At 68.7% G+C, this 17366-nt stretch carries 17 protein-coding genes; 8 read left to right on the plus strand and 9 right to left on the minus strand.

Annotated features, from left to right (window positions below; all coding sequences use genetic code 11):
• The first annotated feature begins 166 nt into the window (after positions 1–166).
• Positions 167–778 carry a hypothetical protein gene (locus tag BW990_RS06250; protein ID WP_076446070.1) on the plus strand — a complete coding sequence of 204 codons (612 nt, stop codon included), beginning with the start codon at positions 167–169 and terminating at the stop codon, positions 776–778.
• A 60-nt stretch (positions 779–838) separates the two neighbouring features.
• On the opposite strand, the gene BW990_RS06255 is transcribed toward BW990_RS06250, so the two are convergent.
• The 6 genes from BW990_RS06255 to cysG all read right to left on the minus strand — a co-directional run bounded on the left by BW990_RS06255 (position 839) and on the right by cysG (position 6415).
• Entirely contained in the window at positions 839–1693 is an 855-nt protein-coding gene (locus BW990_RS06255; protein WP_076446072.1) for a ferredoxin--NADP reductase, read from the minus strand.
• A gap of 99 nt (positions 1694–1792) precedes the next feature.
• Positions 1793–2176 (minus strand): DUF934 domain-containing protein, encoded by a 384-nt coding sequence (locus BW990_RS06260; protein WP_076446074.1) that lies wholly within the window; start codon positions 2174–2176, stop codon positions 1793–1795.
• Positions 2173–2973 carry a phosphoadenylyl-sulfate reductase gene (locus BW990_RS06265; protein ID WP_083950491.1) on the minus strand — a complete coding sequence of 267 codons (801 nt, stop codon included), beginning with the start codon at positions 2971–2973 and terminating at the stop codon, positions 2173–2175. Before BW990_RS06265 ends, BW990_RS06260 begins: the two co-directional genes overlap by 4 nt.
• Positions 2963–4642, minus strand: a complete 1680-nt coding sequence (locus BW990_RS06270) for a nitrite/sulfite reductase (protein ID WP_076446076.1) — start codon at positions 4640–4642, stop codon at positions 2963–2965. The genes BW990_RS06265 and BW990_RS06270 overlap by 11 nt, the downstream gene beginning before the upstream one ends.
• Before the next feature lie 64 nt (positions 4643–4706).
• Positions 4707–5021 carry a DUF2849 domain-containing protein gene (locus tag BW990_RS06275; protein WP_076446078.1) on the minus strand — a complete coding sequence of 105 codons (315 nt, stop codon included), beginning with the start codon at positions 5019–5021 and terminating at the stop codon, positions 4707–4709.
• Positions 5021–6415 carry a siroheme synthase CysG gene (gene cysG / locus BW990_RS06280; RefSeq protein ID WP_076446080.1) on the minus strand — a complete coding sequence of 465 codons (1395 nt, stop codon included), beginning with the start codon at positions 6413–6415 and terminating at the stop codon, positions 5021–5023. Before cysG ends, BW990_RS06275 begins: the two co-directional genes overlap by 1 nt.
• 129 nt (positions 6416–6544) lie before the next feature.
• Between cysG and BW990_RS06285 the strand changes: the two genes are divergently transcribed.
• Positions 6545–7024, plus strand: a complete 480-nt coding sequence (locus tag BW990_RS06285) for an Lrp/AsnC family transcriptional regulator (protein WP_076446082.1) — start codon at positions 6545–6547, stop codon at positions 7022–7024.
• A 227-nt stretch (positions 7025–7251) separates the two neighbouring features.
• Here BW990_RS06285 and BW990_RS06290 read toward each other — a convergent pair whose 3' ends face one another.
• A complete protein-coding gene (locus tag BW990_RS06290; RefSeq protein WP_076446084.1) occupies positions 7252–8427 on the minus strand; it encodes a cytochrome P450 in 1176 nt (391 codons plus the stop codon).
• Between the two features lie 62 nt (positions 8428–8489).
• On the opposite strand from BW990_RS06290, the gene BW990_RS06295 reads away from it, so the two are divergent.
• The 6 genes from BW990_RS06295 (at position 8490) to BW990_RS06320 (ending at position 15891) form a co-directional block, all read left to right on the plus strand.
• Positions 8490–10232, plus strand: coding sequence for a sensor histidine kinase (locus tag BW990_RS06295; RefSeq protein WP_076446086.1), 1743 nt, complete (start codon positions 8490–8492; stop codon positions 10230–10232).
• A 160-nt stretch (positions 10233–10392) separates the two neighbouring features.
• The gene (locus BW990_RS06300; protein WP_076446088.1) at positions 10393–11619 is read left to right on the plus strand and encodes a sigma-54-dependent transcriptional regulator; all 1227 of its coding nucleotides are present in this window, start codon (positions 10393–10395) and stop codon (positions 11617–11619) included.
• 110 nt (positions 11620–11729) lie between these two features.
• Entirely contained in the window at positions 11730–12401 is a 672-nt protein-coding gene (locus BW990_RS06305) for a hypothetical protein (RefSeq protein WP_076446090.1), read from the plus strand.
• A gap of 300 nt (positions 12402–12701) precedes the next feature.
• Positions 12702–13721, plus strand: a complete 1020-nt coding sequence (locus BW990_RS06310; protein WP_076446092.1) for a TRAP transporter substrate-binding protein — start codon at positions 12702–12704, stop codon at positions 13719–13721.
• Between the two features lie 99 nt (positions 13722–13820).
• Positions 13821–14510, plus strand: a complete 690-nt coding sequence (locus BW990_RS06315; protein ID WP_076446094.1) for a TRAP transporter small permease — start codon at positions 13821–13823, stop codon at positions 14508–14510.
• Positions 14511–14514: 4 nt separating this feature from the next.
• Positions 14515–15891 carry a TRAP transporter large permease gene (locus BW990_RS06320; RefSeq protein WP_076446096.1) on the plus strand — a complete coding sequence of 459 codons (1377 nt, stop codon included), beginning with the start codon at positions 14515–14517 and terminating at the stop codon, positions 15889–15891.
• A gap of 237 nt (positions 15892–16128) precedes the next feature.
• Here the strand turns inward: BW990_RS06320 and tpiA are convergent, their stop codons facing one another.
• A complete protein-coding gene (gene tpiA / locus BW990_RS06325; protein ID WP_076446389.1) occupies positions 16129–16866 on the minus strand; it encodes a triose-phosphate isomerase in 738 nt (245 codons plus the stop codon).
• 81 nt (positions 16867–16947) lie between these two features.
• Positions 16948–17331, minus strand: coding sequence for a HesB/IscA family protein (locus tag BW990_RS06330; protein WP_076446098.1), 384 nt, complete (start codon positions 17329–17331; stop codon positions 16948–16950).
• Positions 17332–17366 lie beyond the last annotated feature (35 nt).

The following is a 17366-nucleotide window of genomic DNA, read 5'->3' on the forward strand; positions in this document are numbered from 1 at the left end:
CGGCTCGGGCCGGGCATTTCGGCGGAATTCCGCGCGATCCGCTAAGGTGATCGGGAAAGTCCGATTATTATTCCCGCGGCGCGTGCAAGCATCTATAATTGCGAAAGGGTGCCCTTGCGAAAACGATTCGCCTGACCTGGCATGCCGCACTTCCGGAGGAATTGACGTGAACGAGGCGGGGCAGATCGGATCGTGCTGGCGTCTGCGCATCGCGCAGCTCGGCGTCCTTGTCTCCTGCCTGCCGATTCTGGGCTGGGCGACCGGCACCCCGTGGCTCGTGCGCGCCTCGGCCACGCATGCCGCCATCGTGCCGACGACGGCCTTGGGTTTCTGCCTGCTGTTTCTGAGCGCGGCCCTGATCGAGGCCGGACGCCGCGAGCAGCTTCAGGCCCGCCTGATCCTCGCCGCGGCGGGGCTCGTCATCGCCGACCGGCTCTATCCCGACCTGCAGGCGCTGCCCGCGATGCTGGGGATCGCACGGGACGCGCCCGCGCCCGGCGATGCGATGTCCCTGCCCACGGCGGGTGGTCTTCTGCTCGGTGCGCTGGTGCTGTGGCGGTTGCGGCAGGACCGTGACAGCGTGGGCACACTGGCGCTTACCTTGCTCGGCATGTCCTCGTCCGTGGCGATCCTGCTCGGCCATTCCTTCGAACCGGGGTCGATCTACGCCCTGCCGGTCTTCGCGACGCTGTCGGAATACACGATCGGGCTTTTCGTGCTGTTCTTCACCACGCTGCTGTTGCCGCAACGCGAAAGCGCGCTGTCGCCGCCGGTCTGACGCGCGTCACGACGAACCGCCGCGCGCCGCGGCGGCCCGGCCCGCGCGAGACCGCGCCCCTCAGTCGAGAAACGCCTTTTCCACCACGTATTGCTTCGGGTCCGAATTCGCCCCTTCCTCGAGCCCGTAGCCTTCCAGAAGCTCCTTGATCTCGAGGTTGAAGGCGAGGTTGCCGCAGACCATCGCGCGGTCGGTCTCGGGGTTGATCGGCTCCACCCCCAGATCGGCGAACACCTCGCCCGAGCGCATCAGGTCGGTGATCCGGCCCATCTTCGGGCTCTCCTCGCGGGTGGTGGTCGGATAATAGCGCAGCTTGGCGAGGTTCTCCGCGCCGATCAGCTCGTTCAGCATCTCGTCCGCGCGGATCTCCTCGATCAGCTTGCGGCCGTATTCCAGCTCGCCCACTTCGCGGCAGGTATGGGTGATGATGACCTCGTCGTAATCCTCATAGGTCTGCGGATCGCGCAGCAGCGACGCGAAGGGCGCAAAGCCCGTGCCGGTGGCGAAGAACCAGATGCGCTTGCCGGGCAGCAGCGCGTCATGGACCAGCGTGCCCACGGGCTTGGGGCGCAGGATGATCTCGTCGCCGGGCTGGATGTGCTGCAGCCGCGAGGTGAGCGGGCCGTCCTGCACCTTGATCGAGTAGAATTCCAGCTCCTCGTCCCAGGAGGGCGAGGCGATGGAATAGGCCCTGAGAAGCGGCTTCTGCTTGCCGGTCTTCGGATCCGGTTCGCCCATCAGGCCGATCATCACGAACTCGCCCGACCGGAAGCGCAGGCTCGCGGGCCGCGTCACCCGGAACGAGAAGAGCCGGTCGGTCCAATGGGTGACTTCAGTCACGGTCTGGGCGTCGGGGATGGCCATCTTCCTGACCGGCGTCGCGTCACTGTCTTTCACGGGTCTCTGCTCTGTCATGGCGTCTTCGCGGGGTGGGTGCCCCGCGCCTTCTGCAATAGTCGAATTCGAATGGAGGGGCAAAGGGGGCGTTTGGTCGCCCTCTGCCCCGGCAAAGCCTCAGCCGCGCAGGCGCGCCTGGTAGTCATGCGCCTGCCAATCGGCGCGCAGGCGCCACTGGTCCTCGGGCTGGCGGGCGGCGAGGGCGTCGTCGATCTCGACCTCGTCGAAGCCCGCGCGGCGCGCCATGGCGTATTGATCCGCGATCACGTGACCGCGCGCCCGAAGCCGCCCGCGATAGCCCCGAAGCCGCAGGAGCCGCGCCAGCGTGAAGCCGCGCCCGTCGGCGGAGGAGGGGAAGTCGATCACGACCATCTCCGCACCGAGCGCCGCATCCAGCGCCTCGGGCGCGGTGTCGGATGGCATCGTCACGGCCTCTCCGGATCGGGGGTCGGGGCTGTGGGTGTCGGGGCCGAAGCCCGCATCTGTCACGATCACGCTCATGTCGTCTCTCCCTGCCGCTGCGGTCTGCGGACCGCGCGGCCGTTTTCGAAATGGATGCCGCATTCCTCCTTGGGCTTGTCCCGCCAGCGACCGGCGCGCGGGTCCTCGCCCGGGGCCACCCGGCTGGTGCAGGGCGCGCAGCCGATCGACGGAAAGCCCCGCGCCACCAGCGGATGCCGGGGCAGGCGGTTCTCGTCCATATAGGCGGCGACGTCGCCCGGCGCCCAATGCGCCAGCGGGTTGACCTTGATCCGGCCGGTGGCTGCGTCGAGCTCAAAGAACTCCATCGCCGCGCGGTCGCGGGTCTGGTAGCGCTTGCGCCCGGTGATCCAGCCGTCGAAGCCCCCGAGCGCCGCCTCGAGCGGCTCGACCTTGCGCAGGGCGCAGCAGGCATCGGGGTCGGAATGCCGCAGCGCCCCGTAAGGGTCGCGCGCCTGCAGCGTCTCCGCGTCGGTCTGCACGATGCGCAGATCGCGCAGGCCCAGCCGTTCGGCCACCTCCTGCTGGTAGACCAGCGTCTCGGTGAACAGGAGCCGCGTGTCGATGAAAAGCACCGGCACGTTGCGGTCCACCATCGCCACGAGATGCAGCAGCGCGACCGATTCCGCGCCGAAGCTCGACACCATGGCGATCTGCCCGGCCTCGGGGTCGCGCAGCGCGCCGCGCAGCACGGCCGTCGCGCCGTGATGCCGGTAGCGCGCGTTGAGCGCGGCCACGCGGCCCGCGCGCGCGGCAAGCTCCGCCGCGCTCAGGGCGCCCGTGTGGGCGTCCTCGCGGGGCTTGGGATCAGGCCGCATCGGCGCGCGCCTCCTTGTCCGGCGCGTCGTAGAGCGCGGCCTTGAACGGCGCCATGCCGATCCGCCGGAAAGTCGCGAGGAAATCCTCCTCCGCACCCGCGCGCTCAGCGAGATACGTTTCGACGATGCGCTCCACCGCCGGCACGATCTCGTCCGCCGAAAAGCCCGGTCCGGTCCGCTGACCCAGCGCCGCATCCGGTCCCTGATCGCCGCCAAGCGTGATCTGGTAGTTCTCCACGCCCGCGCGGTCGAGGCCCAGTATGCCGATATGGCCCACATGGTGGTGCCCGCAGGCATTGATGCAGCCCGAGATCTTGATCTTCAGATCGCCCACCTGGTGCTCGATCTTCAGCGCATCGAAGCGCAGCGCGATCTCCTGCGCGACGGGGATGGAGCGCGCCGTGGCCAGCGCGCAGTAATCCATGCCCGGGCAGGCGATGATGTCCGACACCTTGCCGATATTGGCGGTGCCGAGCCCATGGGCGCGCAGGATCGCGTGCAGCGCGGGCAGGTCCGACAGATGCACATGCGGCAGCACGACGTTCTGCTCGTGGCTGATGCGCAATTCGTCATGGCCGTAGCGCTCGGCGACATCGGCCAGAACGCGCATCTGCAGGGCGCTGGCATCGCCGGGCGTCGCGCCATGGGCCTTCAGCGAGACCTGCACGATCGCGTAGCCCTCGGCCCGGTGCGCGGCGAGGTTGCTGTCGGTCCAGGCGCGGAACACGGGATCGGCGTCGCGCGCGGCGTGGTAGGCGTCAACCGGCGCGTCGCGGAAGGCGGGCGGGGCGAAGGCCGCGCGGATCCCGGCCAGCATCACCTGGTCGATGCCCGAAAAGGCCGCGCGGGTCTCGGCGAAGCGCGCCTCCACGAGGCGGCGGATCTCGTCGATGCCATGCTCGTGCACGGTGATCTTGATCCGCGCCTTGTACTTGTTGTCGCGCCGCCCGAGCAGGTTCCAGACCGACACGATCGCCTCGAGATAGGGCAGAAGGTCGGCCTCGGGCAGCGCGTCATGCAGCACCTTGCCGATCATCGGCGTGCGGCCGAGACCGCCGCCCACCAGCACCTGGTAGGCGATGCCGCCATCCGCGGCCCGCACGATCCTGAGCCCGATGTCATGCGCTGCCGTCACGGCGCGGTCGGCGGGGCTGCCGGTCACGGCAATCTTGAACTTGCGCGGCAGGAACTGGAATTCCGGATGATCGGTCGACCATTGCCGGATCAGCTCGGCCACGGGCCGGGGATCGGCGACCTCGTCGGCGGCGGCGCCCGCGAAATGGTCGGCGGTCACGTTGCGGATGGTGTTGCCGGAGGTCTGGATCGCGTGCATCTCCACCTCGGCCAGCGCATCGAGGATGTCCGGCACGTCGCCCAGCACCGGCCAGTTGAACTGGATGTTCTGGCGCGTGGTGAAATGCCCGTAGCCCTTGTCCCAGCGCTCCGCGATCTGGGCGAGCTGGCGCATCTGGCGGCTGTCGAGCGTGCCGTAGGGGATGGCCACGCGCAGCATGTAGGCATGCAGCTGCAGGTAGAGCCCGTTCATCAGCCGCAGGGGCTTGAACTCGTCCTCGGTCAGGCTGCCGTCGATGCGGCGCGCGACCTGGGCGCGAAACTGGCGGTTGCGCTCGGCGACGAAGCCGGCGTCGAAATCGGTGTAGCGGTACATGGGAAGTCTCCTGCCATCGCGGCCGGGGGCCACGTTTCTCGGGGAAAACGCGGGCTGAATTGTCTTACAATTCAGCGCCCGGCCGGTGTTCCTGTTTGCCATGGGCGTAGTTCGAGGGACCCTTGCGGCGGAAGGCCTCGCGGAAATGCGCGGGCTCGGGGCCGCGCGGACCCGGCGTCACGTCGGCGAGATACGCGCCGACGATCTCGCCCGGGCGCGATTGCGCATCGAGCAGGCGCAGCTGCGCATCGGCCTCGTCGCTCAGCACTTCGGCCTCGGCGAGATCGCGGGTCCAGTCGCCGGTCTCGGTAAGGTAGATCACGTCGCCTTCCAGAAGCGCGTTGCCGGTGACGACTTTCGGGGTGAATGCGCGGGGCATCAGAGCGCCTCCTTCATCAATCGCGTGGCGGTGGCTTCGGCGCTGCGCGGGGCAAGGCCGAAGAGCGTCAGGGCCGGGCCCGAGAGCGCCGCCTGCGCCAGATCGGACGCCAGCGCGGCGAGCGTCGTGGCGAGGATGCGCTGATCGGGCCGCGAGGCGTTCTCGATCACCGTGACCGGGGTGTCGGGCCCCGCCCCATGCATCAAGAGGCGCCCCTGGATGAAGCGCGCGGCGCGCTTGCCCATGTAGATCGCCGCGACCTCGCCGGGGCGGGCCAGCGCCTTCCAGTCGTGATCGGCAAAGCCCTTCATGTCGTGGCCGGTCAGAAACCGCACGCTCGCGTTGCGCTCGCGCTTCGTCAGGCTCTGCCCGATGGTGGCGACGGCGGCGGAGGCGGCGGTGATGCCCGGCACGATCTCCCAGGCGATGTCCGCCGCGGTGACCGCGTCGATTTCCTCGTCGAGCCGGCCGAAGACCGTCGGATCGCCGGATTTCAGCCGCACGACCTGCGCGCCCGCGCTTGCATGTTCGACGATCAGCGCGTCGATATCGGCCTGGCTCATGGAGGGGCCGAACCCCTCCTTGCCGGCATCGACGAGGATCGCCTCGCGGCGCGCCAGCTCCAGGATCGCGGGTGAAATCAGCCGGTCATGGATGACCACGTCCGCCTCGTCGAGCGCGCGGCGCGCCTTCAGGGTCAGCAGGTCCGGATCGCCCGGCCCCGCGCCCACGAACAGGACGCGCCCCGGCCGCGGCGCCTCGGACAGATGCGCCTGCAAAAGCGTGTCGAGCGTCGCGCGCACCGCTTCCTCGCCGCCCGCGCGTAGGGCCTCGCTGCCCGCCCCGCCGTAAAAGGCGGCCCAGAAATCCCGGCGCTTGCGGCCCATGGGCAAGGCGTCGGCGACCTTGCGGAAGGCCTTTCCGATCCGCGCCAGCGGGCCCAGATCGGCGGGCAGGCGTTCCTCGAGATCGCGCTTGATCGCGCGGGCCAGCACCGGGGCCGCGCCCTCGGTGCCGATCGCCACGGTCACCGGGTCGCGGTCGACGATGGCCGGGGTGATGAACTGGCTGTCCTGCAGATTGTCGACGATATTGGCGAGCGCGCCGTCGGCGCGGGCCAGCGCCACGTCGCGCGCATCCTGCGCCGCGTCCTCGTTGGCGGCATAGAACAGCACCGCGCAAAGCGCGTCGCCCGGCGCCATGGCGCGCCGCGCGAGCCTGAGCTTCCCGGCCTCGGCCCAGGCCGCGATCTCGGGGGCGGGATCGGGGGCGAAGACGGTCAGGTTGGCCTCGGTCTTCATCAGAAGCCGGAGCTTCGCGAGGGCCGCCTCACCGCCGCCCGAGACGACCACGCGCCGTCCTGCGAGCGCCACGAAGATGGGAAAATGCTGCATGTCGGGCCTTCTGAACTTTCGCCGTTTTCCTGCCTATAAATAGAATATTGTCCGTCAGGATATCTAGATACTTGTGGAAACAAGGACATATGTTCTATCTGTCCGCGACAAGGACAGGGAGTATTCCAAATGGCTGCGAAAGACGGGACAGAGGTCCGGCTCGACGACACGGATCGGAAAATTCTCGGCGAGCTGCAGCGCGATGCGAGCCAGTCCCTCGACGATATCGCCCGGAATGTGGGCTCGTCGAAGACGCCGGTGTGGAATCGCATCCGCAAGATGCGCGACGCGGGCATCATCGGCGCGCAGACCGTGCAGCTCGATGCCGAGGCGCTGGGCTTCGAGGCCTGTTTCTTCGTGCTGATCCGCACTTCCGAGCACGAGGCGGAGTGGCAGCGCCGGTTCCTGCGCGCGCTGCAGGAGCGGCCCGAAGTGCAGGAGGCGCACCGGCTCGCGGGCGATATCGACTATATCCTGAAGGTTCGGGTGAAGAACGCGCGCGCCTACGACGCCTTCTACCAGGCGCTGATCTCGGAGGTGAAGGTGCACAACGTGACGGCCCTGCTGTCGATGGAGGAGATCAAGTCGACCACCGCCTTGCCGCTCTGAGCCGCGCGCCGCTCCTTGGCGCTTGCGCGCCGCCTCGCTTGGGCCTTGGGCTTTGACAAATGGGCGATGCGCGGGCGGGGAAGCTTCGGATCTTCTGCTGAGAGGCGTTTCAGGGGCAGGTCTGCCCTGAAAGCGCCCTTGCGATCCTCGGTGCGAGTCGCGCGCGCCTCAAGGACAAGCCGGGCCGAGGCCCGGTCGCCTGCGGCGATCCTTGACCCGCGCCCGACTCACGAACGGGCGACGATCAGCCTTTCGAGCCCGTGGAAATGGTAGGTATCGCCGTAGCGCGGCGGCGCGGCGAGGGTCAGGCCGGGCATCCGCGCGAAGAGGATGGGCAGGGCGATCTGCATCTCGAGCCGCGCCAGTGGCGCGCCGACGCAGAAATGAAGCCCGCCGCCGAAAGCGAGGTGCCGCGCGGGGGCGCGGCCGGGATCGAAGCGGTCGGGATCGGGTCCCAGCGCCCCGTCGCGCCCCGCCGAGGCCAGCAGCAGCCCCACCTCGTCGCCGCGCCGGAACCGGTGGCCGAACAGCGTGACCTCCTCGTAGGCGATGCGGGTGAAGAGGTGCAACGGCGGGTCGTAGCGCAGGATTTCCTCCGCGGCGGCCTCGGCGCTGTCCGGGGTGACCGTCCGCCCGTGCTCCAGCAGCGCCTTCACCCCGTTGCCGATGCTATGCACCGTCGCCTCGTGCCCGGCATTCAGAAGCAGGATCGCGGTGGCGATCAGCTCGTCGGTCGACAACCGCGCGCCGTCTTCCTCGGCCGCGATCAGGTGCGACAGCAGGTCGTCCGCGGGGCTCTGCCGCCGTGTCGCGATATGGCCCCGCAGGAAGTCCGAAAAGGCCGATGCGGCGCCCGCCGCCGCTTCCTCGTCCGCGCGGCTGCGGCCCGCCTGGTACATGCCGACCATGGCGTGGCTCCAGGCGAGGAGGTCGTCCGCGCGGTCCTCGGGCACGCCCAGAAGCCGGGCGATCACGATCACCGGCAGGCGTTCGGCGAAGACCGGCAGCAGGTCGAACGGTCCCGCGGGCGCGGCATCGAGCAGCGCATGGGCGAGCGCCGCGATCTCGGGCGCGAGCCCCGCGATCCGGCGCGAGGTGAAGGCGCGCAGCACGAGGCCCCGCAGGCGGGTGTGGCGCGGCGGCTCCAGCTCCAGCATGGAATGGTTTTCGACCGCGTAGAACGGCGCCAGATGCGCGGGCCGGGGCGGGGTGAGGTCGGCGGGCCGTTCGCGCCCGAAGCGGCGGTCCTTCAGCAGCGCCGACACCGCCCGGTGCGTGGGCGCGCAGACCATGCCGTATTCGTCCCAGACCACCAGATCGCCCAGCTCCCGGGCCCGGGCATAGAACGGATAGGGATCCTGGACGAAGGCGGGATCGGTGGGAGATTGGCTCAGATGCTGCATCGCCGGCCGAGCTTGGCGCGCCACGCTGGCGCAGGCAAGCCGCCTCGGGCTAGGAAGGGGACATGAGGCGTTCTTTCGATCTTCGAGCGGGGCTCGTCGTCCTGTTTCTGGCCGCGGTGGCGGGCCTTGGCGCCGTGGTCTGGCGCACGGGCTACGTGCAGGCGCTGCAGCCCCTGTCGCAGGCCGGGGCGTCCGACCTGACCGTCGCCGCCGACCGGCTGGTCACGCAATTGTCGCGCTACCGGGAATTCGCCGTGCTGATGTCCGACCACCCGGCGCTCTGGGCGCGCCGCGCGGGCGGATCGCGCGAGGCCGCCGATGCCGCGCTGATCGAGGCCACCGACCGCACCGGCACCGCCGCCGCCTTCTTCCTGTCGCCCGAGGGCCGCGTGCTGGCCGCCTCCCGCCCCGGCGATCCCCGGGCGCTGACCGATCCCGCGGTGATCATGCGGGCGGGGCAGGGGGCGCTCGGCGCCGGGCTCGGCACGCTCGAAGGGGAGCGGGTCTTCGTCTTCGCCGCGCCGCATTTCGGCGCGGCGGGCGCGGTGGCGGGCGCGCTCGTCGTGGCGGTCGATCTGGCCGCGCTGGAACGCGAATGGCGCGGCTCGCTGCCCACGGTCTATTTCACCGATCCCGACGGCCGGGTCTTCGTCACCAACCGCTCCGAGCTGCTCTACTGGCGCCAGGACGGCGCGTCGAGCTTCGTGGCCCCCGACGGGCGCCGCTTCGCGCTGGGCGCGGACGCGGTGGGCGGGCTCACGATCCGGCGGCAGCAGATGTCGCCCTACATCCCCGCCGAGGCGCTTTACCTCACCGATGCGCTGCCGGTGATCGGGCTCACCGGCCACGCGCTGATCGACGTGACCGAGGCCAAGCGGCTGGCCGGGCTGCAGGCGGCGGTCGCGGTCGCGCTCTGCCTCTTCTTCGGCGCGCTGCTGTTTCTCGCCACCGAGCGGCGGCGCACACTGGCGCTGGCCAACCAGCGGCTGGAGGACCGGGTCGCCGAACGCACCCGTGCGCTGTCGGAGACCAATGCCGCGCTGCGCCGCGAGGTCGCCGAACGCGAGGAGGCCGAGCGGCGCCTGACCCGCGCCCAGGCGGAGCTGGTGCAGGCGGGCAAGCTGTCGGCGCTGGGGCAGATGTCGGCGGGGATCAGCCACGAGCTGAACCAGCCCCTGATGGCGATCCGCTCCTACGCCGAGAACGGCGCGGCCTTTCTCGACCGGGGCCGGCCCGAGGCGGCGGCGGAAAATCTCGGCCGCATCAGCCAGATGGCGGGCCGGATGGGGCGCATCATCCAGAACCTGCGCGCCTTCGCCCGGCAGGAGGCCGCGCCCGCGACCGAGGTCGGGCTGGCCGGGATCGTCGATGCCACGCTCGACCTCGTGGAGCCGCGGATCCGCTCCGAAGGCGTCGCGGTCGACTGGGTGCCGCCCAATGCGCCGGTCACGGTGATCGGCGGCGAGGTGCGGCTGGGCCAGGTCGTGCTGAACCTCATCACCAACGCGCTCGACGCGATGGCCGAAAGCCCCGAGCGGCGGCTGCGGATCCGCATCGACGGCGACGATCATGGCCATGCGCTCCTGACGGTGCAGGATACCGGTCCCGGCATCGCCGAGCCTGAACGCATCTTCGATCCGTTCTATTCCACCAAGGCGGTGGGCTCGGGCGAGGGCATGGGCCTCGGCCTGTCGATCAGCTACGGCATGATCCAGAGCTTCGGCGGCAAGCTGCGCGGCGCCAATGCGGCCGGTGGCGGCGCGATCTTCACGGTCGAGCTCGACCGCGCGCGGGAGGCCGCATGAGCGCGCCCTGTGCCATCGCGCGCCGCCCGGGCGGCCCCATGCGTGCCGCTGCGCCCTGCCGAACCGGCCCGGCGCATGGCCCCGCGCGCGCACCGCGCCGTACAGAAAAATCCGCGCGGACCACGCCGCGCCCACCAAAGCATCAATGGGAGCCCCGGCCATGACCCGCGCCGTCCTGCTCGTGGATGACGACGCGGCGGTGCGCGAGGCGCTCGCCCAGACCCTCGATCTGGAAGGGCTCCAGCCCGTGACAGCGGGCTCCTTCGTCGAGGCCAAGGACCGCATCGGCCCGGATTTCGAGGGTGTGATCCTGTCCGATATCCGCATGCCCGGCCGCGACGGCTTCCACCTGCTCGACTATGCCCATCGCGCCGATCCCGAATTGCCGGTGATCCTGCTGACCGGTGAGGGGGACATCCCGATGGCGGTGCGCGCGATGGCCGCGGGCGCCTTCGACTTTCTCGAAAAACCCTGCGCCCCTTCGGATCTCGTCGCGGTGATCGGCCGCGCGCTGAAGACCCGCGCGCTGGTCCTCGAGAACCGCCGCCTGAAGGCCGAACTTGCCGCGGGCGATCCCGCCGCCCGGCTCATCTTCGGGCGCTCCCGGCAATCGGAGGGGCTGCGCGACCAGGTGCGCATCGCTGCGCGCTCGGGCGCGGCCACGCTGGTCAGCGGCGCGCCGGGGACCGGCATTCCGAAGATCGCCGAGGTGCTGCATCTCTGCTCGCCGCGCGCCAAGCAGCCCTTCGAGAAGCGCGCCGCGCGCAGCCTCGACCGCGCCGCCTTCGCCGAGCTGTGGTCGCAGACGGCTCCGGGCACGCTTTTTCTGGACGAGATCGGCCAGCTTGGTCCGGACCTGCAGATGGCGCTCGCCGATGCGCTCGATGCCGGCGGGCCGGTGCTGGTCGCGGGCACGAGCGAGCGGCTGGACGACGCCGTGAGCCGCGGCGCCTTCTCCGCCGATCTCTATTACCGGCTCGCGGTCTGCCGGGTGGAGATCCCCACGCTGGCCGAAAGGCCCGAGGACATTCCGGTGCTCTTTCGCCATTACGTGGCCCAGGCCGCCGAGCAGGCGGGCCTGCAGCCGCCCGAGATTACCGAGGACGTGATCGCCGATCTGATGGCGCGGGACTGGCCCGGCAATGCCCGCGCGCTGATGTCCGAGGCGATGCGCTTTGCGCTGGGGCTGCGCAACGCGACGCAGGTGCCCGATCCGGGTCTCGGTCTTGCCGACCGCATGGCGCAGGTCGAACGCTCGCTTCTCAGCGAGGCGCTGGCGCGGGCGGGCGGGCAGGCCAGCCGCGCGGCGGAGGCGCTGAAACTGCCGCGCAAGACCTTCTACGACAAGCTCGCGAAATACCGCCTGAAGCCCGAGGACTTCCGCTAGGCGCCGCGGGGCTGGCCCGCGCCGGGGCGCCGCCGGCACGCGCCCGGGCCGCGATAGCGCGAAACGGCGCGCCATGCTAAGATCGGGATTTTTACGCAAGGAATTTCCCGATGAAGCATTCGTTTTCCGCCTGGCTCACCTCCACCCGCGATGCGGACCTGACCGAGTTGCGCGCCGTGGTCCAGAACGCGCCCGCCGAATGGGAGGATGTCGAAACCCTGCCGCAGGCGCAGGCCCGGATCGAGGCGCTGGCCGGGGTCGACGACCAGACCCGCCGGGCCCGCCAGATGGACCTCGCCCGCGCCTTCCTGTCCTTCGAGAAGGCGCGTGCCCGGCCCCGGGGCGTCGGGCTCTTGTCCTTCGGACCCAGCGTCTTCGCGCTGATGGCGATCGTGCTTGGCGTGATCTCCTTCGGGATCTTCTCGAAGACCGAACCGACGCTTCTCGACCAGCTCTCCGATACCGAGACCGCGCGCGGGCTCATTACCTTCATCTTCGCGCTGGGGGTCATGTCGCTGGCGCTCATCATCGTGAGCGCGAGCTTCATCTCGGACGGATCGCGCCCGCATGCCTTCGACCGCGCGAAGGAGGTGTTCACCTCGCTCGTGGCGATCCTCGGCACGATCCTGGGCTTCTATTTCGGCGTGGGCGAGGCCGAGCGGCTGGAGGAGGCGCAGGCCAATGCGGCCCAGTCCTCGCTCGTGGCGCCGAACGCGCCCCAGACCGGGATCGTCGCGCCCGATCCGGCGCCCATGCCCGATCCCGCGCCCGGGACCGAGTAGCGCGGCGCGGGGTGGGCGCATCATGCCCCGCTTCAGACGATTCGCAGGCGTGCGCGCCTTGTGCGGCTTTTCGCACTGTGAGCGGCCAAACTTGTGCGGAATTCCGCACAAGGCCCCGGGCGCCCCTCAGGGGGCGCAGGGCAACATCATGAAAATAAATGGAAAACTGCAGCCATAGCGCGGCGAATCAATTATCTTGTCAGGACCCGGCGAACGGCGTTCCCTGCTGCGAGCGCCGGGCGGGATCGCCCCGCGCCCAAGATCGATGCACGACTGCATCCAAACGTCTGGGAGGACCTAATGAAGACATTCCTGAAGACCACCGCCGCCGTTGCGGCCCTCGCGGTCTCCGCCACCACCGCCTTTGCCGCCGAGCATGAGGCCGGGTGCGACGACGGCGAGATGGTCATCAAGTTCAGCCACGTCACCAATTCCGACCGCCACCCCAAGGGCCTCGCCGCGACCCTCCTGCAGGAGCGCGTCAATACCGAGATGAACGGTGTGGCCTGCATGGAGGTCTATCCGAACTCCACGCTTTACAACGACGACCAGGTGCTCGAGGCGATGCTGCAGGGGGACGTGCAGATGGCCGCGCCCTCGCTGTCGAAATTCGAGCAGTTCACCAAGGTGTTTCGCATCTTCGACCTGCCCTTCATGTTCAAGAACATCGAATCCGTGGACGCGTTCCAGAATTCCGAGACCGGCCAGGCGATGAAGGAATCCATGGCCCGCCGCGGTCTGCTGGGCCTCGAATTCTGGCACAATGGCATGAAGCAGATGTCGGCCAACAAGCCGCTCATCCTGCCCACCGATGCCGCGGGCCTCAAGTTCCGCGTCCAGCCCTCCGAGGTGATCAAGGCGCAGATGGAAGCGATCGGCGTCTCGCCGCAGCCCATGGCCTTCTCCGAGGTCTACGGCGCGCTGCAGACGGGCGTCGTCGACGGTCAGGAGAACACCTGGTCCAACATCTACGGCCAGAAGTTCTTCGAGGTGCAGGACGGCATCACCGAGACCAACCACGGCATCATCGACTACATGGTCGTGACCTCCACCGATTGGTGGGATAGCCTCGACCCGGCGGTGCGCGATCAGCTCTCCACCATCCTCAGCGAAGTGACCACCGAGCGGAACGCCGCGGTGGGCCAGGTCGACGCCGATGCCCGCCAGGCGGTGCTCGATGCGGGCTCCACCATCGTCGAGCTGACGCCCGAGCAGCGTCAGGCCTGGGTCGACGCGATGAGCCCGGTCTGGGATCAGTTCCGCGAAGATGTCGGCCAGGAGAACATCGACGCGGCGCAGGCGATCAACGCCAGCATGTAAGCCGGGACAGCCACGGTTTGCGCCCGTCCGCACCGATCTTGCGGACGGGCGCAGGCCCGTGCGGAACCTTCATTCGCAAACCTGGACAGGGAGAGAGCCATGTCCTCTCATTACGAGCCGAAAGGGCCCGTCGGCCGTTTCGTGCATGAGCTCGAGGAAACGGCGATTGCGGTGATCCTCGGTCTGATGACCCTCATCACCTTCGTCAATGTCGTGCTGCGCTATGGTTTCCAGACTGGATTGACCTGGGGGCTCGAGGCGGTGTCTTTCCTCTTTGCCTGGCTGGTCCTGTTCGGGGTGTCCTACGCGGTGAAGGTCACCGCCCATCTGGGCGTCGACGCGGTCACCAACATGTTCGCGCCCAATGTCCGCCGCGTGCTGGCGCTGGTCTCGGCGGCGGTCTGCATCGCCTACGGCTTGCTGCTGATGAAGGGGGCCTGGGATTACTGGGCCAATTTCGCCAACCTGCCGCAGACCACGGGCCGCTGGTTCCCCACCGGCTTCGAGGAGATGACTCGCACCTCCTATCGCAGCTGGTACGAGGTGCTCGAAGTGCCGATGCCCGAATTCCTGCGCTTTCTGGAGCCCTTGATGAACGAAGGCGAGACCTACGAGAAGATGCCGCGCTTCATCCCCTACGCCATCCTGCCCATCGGCATCGCGCTGCTGCTCTTTCGCTTCATCGAGGCCGGATGGCGCATCTGGACCGGCGAAAGCGACAGCCTGATCGTCAGCCACGAAGCCGAGGACGCCGTCGACGACGTCGCCCACATGAACAAGGGGGACTGAGATCATGGAAGTCGCCATTCTCTTTGCCCTCGTCATCGGGCTGATGCTGATCGGCGTGCCGATCGCGGTCAGCCTCGGCATGGCCTCGACCATCTTCCTGCTGGTCCTGTCCGACACCTCGCTCGCCTCCATCGCGCAGAGCTTCTTTCAGGCGATGGCGGGGCATTACACCCTGCTGGCCATTCCGTTCTTCATCCTGGCCTCGAGCTTCATGTCGACGGGCGGCGTGGCGCGGCGGATCATCCGCTTCTCCATCGCCATCGTCGGGCACTTCCCGGGCGGGCTCGCCATTGCGGGCGTCTTCGCCTGCATGCTCTTCGCGGCGCTTTCCGGCTCGTCCCCGGCCACGGTCGTCGCCATCGGCTCCATCGTGATCGCGGGCATGCGGCAGGTAGGCTATTCCAAGGACTTCGCCGCGGGCGTCATCGCCAATGCGGGCACGCTCGGCATCCTCATCCCGCCCTCCATCGTGATGGTGGTCTATGCCTCCGCCACGGACGTGTCGGTGGGCCGGATGTTCCTCGCGGGCGTCATTCCGGGCCTTATGGCCGGCACCATGCTGATGCTGACGATCTACATCATCGCCAAGGTGAAGGATCTGCCCAAGGGCGACTGGCAGGGCTGGACCGAGGTCTTCGCGGCGGGCCGCGACGCTTCCTGGGGTCTCTTTCTCATCGTCATCATCCTGGGCGGCATCTATGGCGGCATCTTCACGCCCACCGAGGCTGCGGCGGTGGCGGCGATCTACGCCTTCCTGATCGCCAATTTCGTCTATGCCGACATGGGCCCGCTCGCCACCGGCGAGGGCCAGCCCAACAAGACGCTGCTGCACAAGCCCATCGCGCTCCTGAGCGTGTTCTTCCACCGCGACACCAAGAACACCCTCTTCGAGGCCGGCAAGCTGACCATCACGCTGATGTTCATCATCGCCAACGCGCTGATCCTGAAGCACGTGCTGACCGACGAGCAGATCCCCCAGCATATCGCCCGGGTGATGCTCGATGCGGGCTTCGGGCCGATCATGTTCCTCGTGATCGTGAACGTGATCCTGCTGATCGGCGGGCAGTTCATGGAGCCCTCGGGCCTTCTGGTGATCGTGGCCCCGCTGGTCTTCCCGATCGCCATCCAGCTCGGCATCGACCCCATTCATCTGGGGATCATCATGGTGGTGAACATGGAGATCGGGATGATCACGCCGCCCGTGGGTCTGAACCTCTTTGTGACCTCGGGCGTCGCGGGCATGTCGATGACGCGGGTCGTGCGCGCGGCGCTGCCCTTCCTCGGGGTGCTCTTCGTGTTCCTGATCATGGTGACCTACATCCCGATCCTGTCGACCTGGCTGCCGACGCTGCTGATGGGACCCGAGATCATCACCTACTGACCGGGCGCACCTCTTTGGCCCTTGCGGGCCGCATCGGGTGAGTACGAGTGACGGGCGGCGCTTCGGATCGGAGCGCCGCCCTTTTACTGTCGGTCGGGGATGTTTGCCGGGAAGGCGCCCGAACGGCAGGTCCGCCTCGCAAGACGCCCGATCGCAGGGGCGGCGCGGTGCCGGGGCCTCGAGGTCAAGCCGCGGGCAGGCCCGCGGGGCCTGCGGCCACCTCGACCCCTCGGCGCCTCACACGGAAGCGTCGAGCGCGTCGATGATCCCGCCGAAATCGCTGGCCTTGAGCGAGGCCCCCCCGACGAGCGCGCCATCCACATCCGCCACGCCGAAGATCTCGGCGGCATTGCCGGGCTTCACGCTGCCGCCGTAGAGAAGCGCCATGTCGCTGCCGGTCGCGAACCGCTCCGACAGGGTCTTGCGCATGAAGGCATGCACCTCGCCGATCTCCTCGAGGCTCGGCACCTTGCCGGTGCCGATCGCCCAGATCGGTTCATAGGCGATGACGAGGGTCTCGGCGGTCGCACCGTCGGGCACCGAGCCCGCAAGCTGCGCGCCCACCACGTCCAGCGTCCGGCCCGCCTCGCGCTCCGCGAGGCTTTCGCCGACACAGAGGATCACGGTGAGCCCCGCCTCCCAGCCCGCTCTGGTCTTGGCCGCCACGTCGGCATCGCTTTCGCCGTGATCGGCGCGGCGTTCGGAATGGCCGGTGATAACATAGGTCGCGCCCGCGTCGCGCAGCATCTCCGCCGACACGTCGCCGGTATGCGCCCCCGAGGCCGCCGCGTGGCAATCCTGCCCGCCGATGGCGACGGGGCCGGCCTTGTCGACGGCCCGGCTGATGAGGGTGGCAGGGGGGCAGATCACCATCTCGGCGGTGCCGGGCGTCCGCGCGGCCAGCGTCTCAAGCTCGGCGAGGCTCGCGCCCGTGCCGTTCATCTTCCAATTGCCTGCGGCGATCTTGCGCGTCATCGGTGCTTCTCCGGATTTGGGGTCGCCCGCATCATCGCGGAGCATGCCCTGAGGTCAAGCACCCGGGGCCGGAGCGATGCGTCAGCCTTGGCTTTCGCGCTCGGCCTGCAGCTCGTCCACATCCTTGAACTTGATCGACTCGCCGCATCCGCAGGCATCGACCACGTTCGGATTGCGGAACTTGAAGCCCGATTCCAGCAGCGAGGTCTCGTAATCGATCTCGGTGCCGAAGAGGAACATCTGAGCCATGGGCGCGATCATCACCCGCGCGCCGTCCTGTTCGACCACCTCGTCATGGGGATCGGCGGCGTCGACGTAATCCATGGTGTATTCCATGCCCGCGCAGCCGCCCTTCTTGACGCCGATCTTCAGGCCGTGACGGCCGTCGCGCGCCATGAGCTTGGTGATCTGCCGGACCGCCGCCGGGGTCATTGTCAGCGGCGCTTGTCCCGGGATGCCGAACATGAGGGTGCCTCCTTGGATGTTGTGGAAACATAAGC

It is taken from the genome of Roseivivax lentus (assembly GCF_900156805.1).
Lineage (GTDB): Bacteria > Pseudomonadota > Alphaproteobacteria > Rhodobacterales > Rhodobacteraceae > Roseivivax > Roseivivax lentus.

What these genes read in the sequence shown, in the direction of transcription:
- BW990_RS06255 (WP_076446072.1), bottom strand. Translation starts at nt 1,693, where the DNA reads ATGACAGAGCAGAGACCCGTGAAAGACAGTGACGCGACGCCGGTCAGG.
- BW990_RS06290 (WP_076446084.1), bottom strand. Translation starts at nt 8,427, where the DNA reads ATGCAGCATCTGAGCCAATCTCCCACCGATCCCGCCTTCGTCCAGGAT.
- BW990_RS06305 (WP_076446090.1), top strand. Translation starts at nt 11,730, where the DNA reads ATGAAGCATTCGTTTTCCGCCTGGCTCACCTCCACCCGCGATGCGGAC.
- BW990_RS06295 (WP_076446086.1), top strand. Translation starts at nt 8,490, where the DNA reads ATGAGGCGTTCTTTCGATCTTCGAGCGGGGCTCGTCGTCCTGTTTCTG.
- BW990_RS06265 (WP_083950491.1), bottom strand. Translation starts at nt 2,973, where the DNA reads ATGCGGCCTGATCCCAAGCCCCGCGAGGACGCCCACACGGGCGCCCTG.
- BW990_RS06315 (WP_076446094.1), top strand. Translation starts at nt 13,821, where the DNA reads ATGTCCTCTCATTACGAGCCGAAAGGGCCCGTCGGCCGTTTCGTGCAT.
- BW990_RS06320 (WP_076446096.1), top strand. Translation starts at nt 14,515, where the DNA reads ATGGAAGTCGCCATTCTCTTTGCCCTCGTCATCGGGCTGATGCTGATC.
- BW990_RS06300 (WP_076446088.1), top strand. Translation starts at nt 10,393, where the DNA reads ATGACCCGCGCCGTCCTGCTCGTGGATGACGACGCGGCGGTGCGCGAG.
- BW990_RS06285 (WP_076446082.1), top strand. Translation starts at nt 6,545, where the DNA reads ATGGCTGCGAAAGACGGGACAGAGGTCCGGCTCGACGACACGGATCGG.
- BW990_RS06260 (WP_076446074.1), bottom strand. Translation starts at nt 2,176, where the DNA reads ATGAGCGTGATCGTGACAGATGCGGGCTTCGGCCCCGACACCCACAGC.
- cysG (WP_076446080.1), bottom strand. Translation starts at nt 6,415, where the DNA reads ATGCAGCATTTTCCCATCTTCGTGGCGCTCGCAGGACGGCGCGTGGTC.
- tpiA (WP_076446389.1), bottom strand. Translation starts at nt 16,866, where the DNA reads ATGACGCGCAAGATCGCCGCAGGCAATTGGAAGATGAACGGCACGGGC.
- BW990_RS06310 (WP_076446092.1), top strand. Translation starts at nt 12,702, where the DNA reads ATGAAGACATTCCTGAAGACCACCGCCGCCGTTGCGGCCCTCGCGGTC.
- BW990_RS06330 (WP_076446098.1), bottom strand. Translation starts at nt 17,331, where the DNA reads ATGTTCGGCATCCCGGGACAAGCGCCGCTGACAATGACCCCGGCGGCG.
- BW990_RS06275 (WP_076446078.1), bottom strand. Translation starts at nt 5,021, where the DNA reads ATGCCCCGCGCATTCACCCCGAAAGTCGTCACCGGCAACGCGCTTCTG.
- BW990_RS06270 (WP_076446076.1), bottom strand. Translation starts at nt 4,642, where the DNA reads ATGTACCGCTACACCGATTTCGACGCCGGCTTCGTCGCCGAGCGCAAC.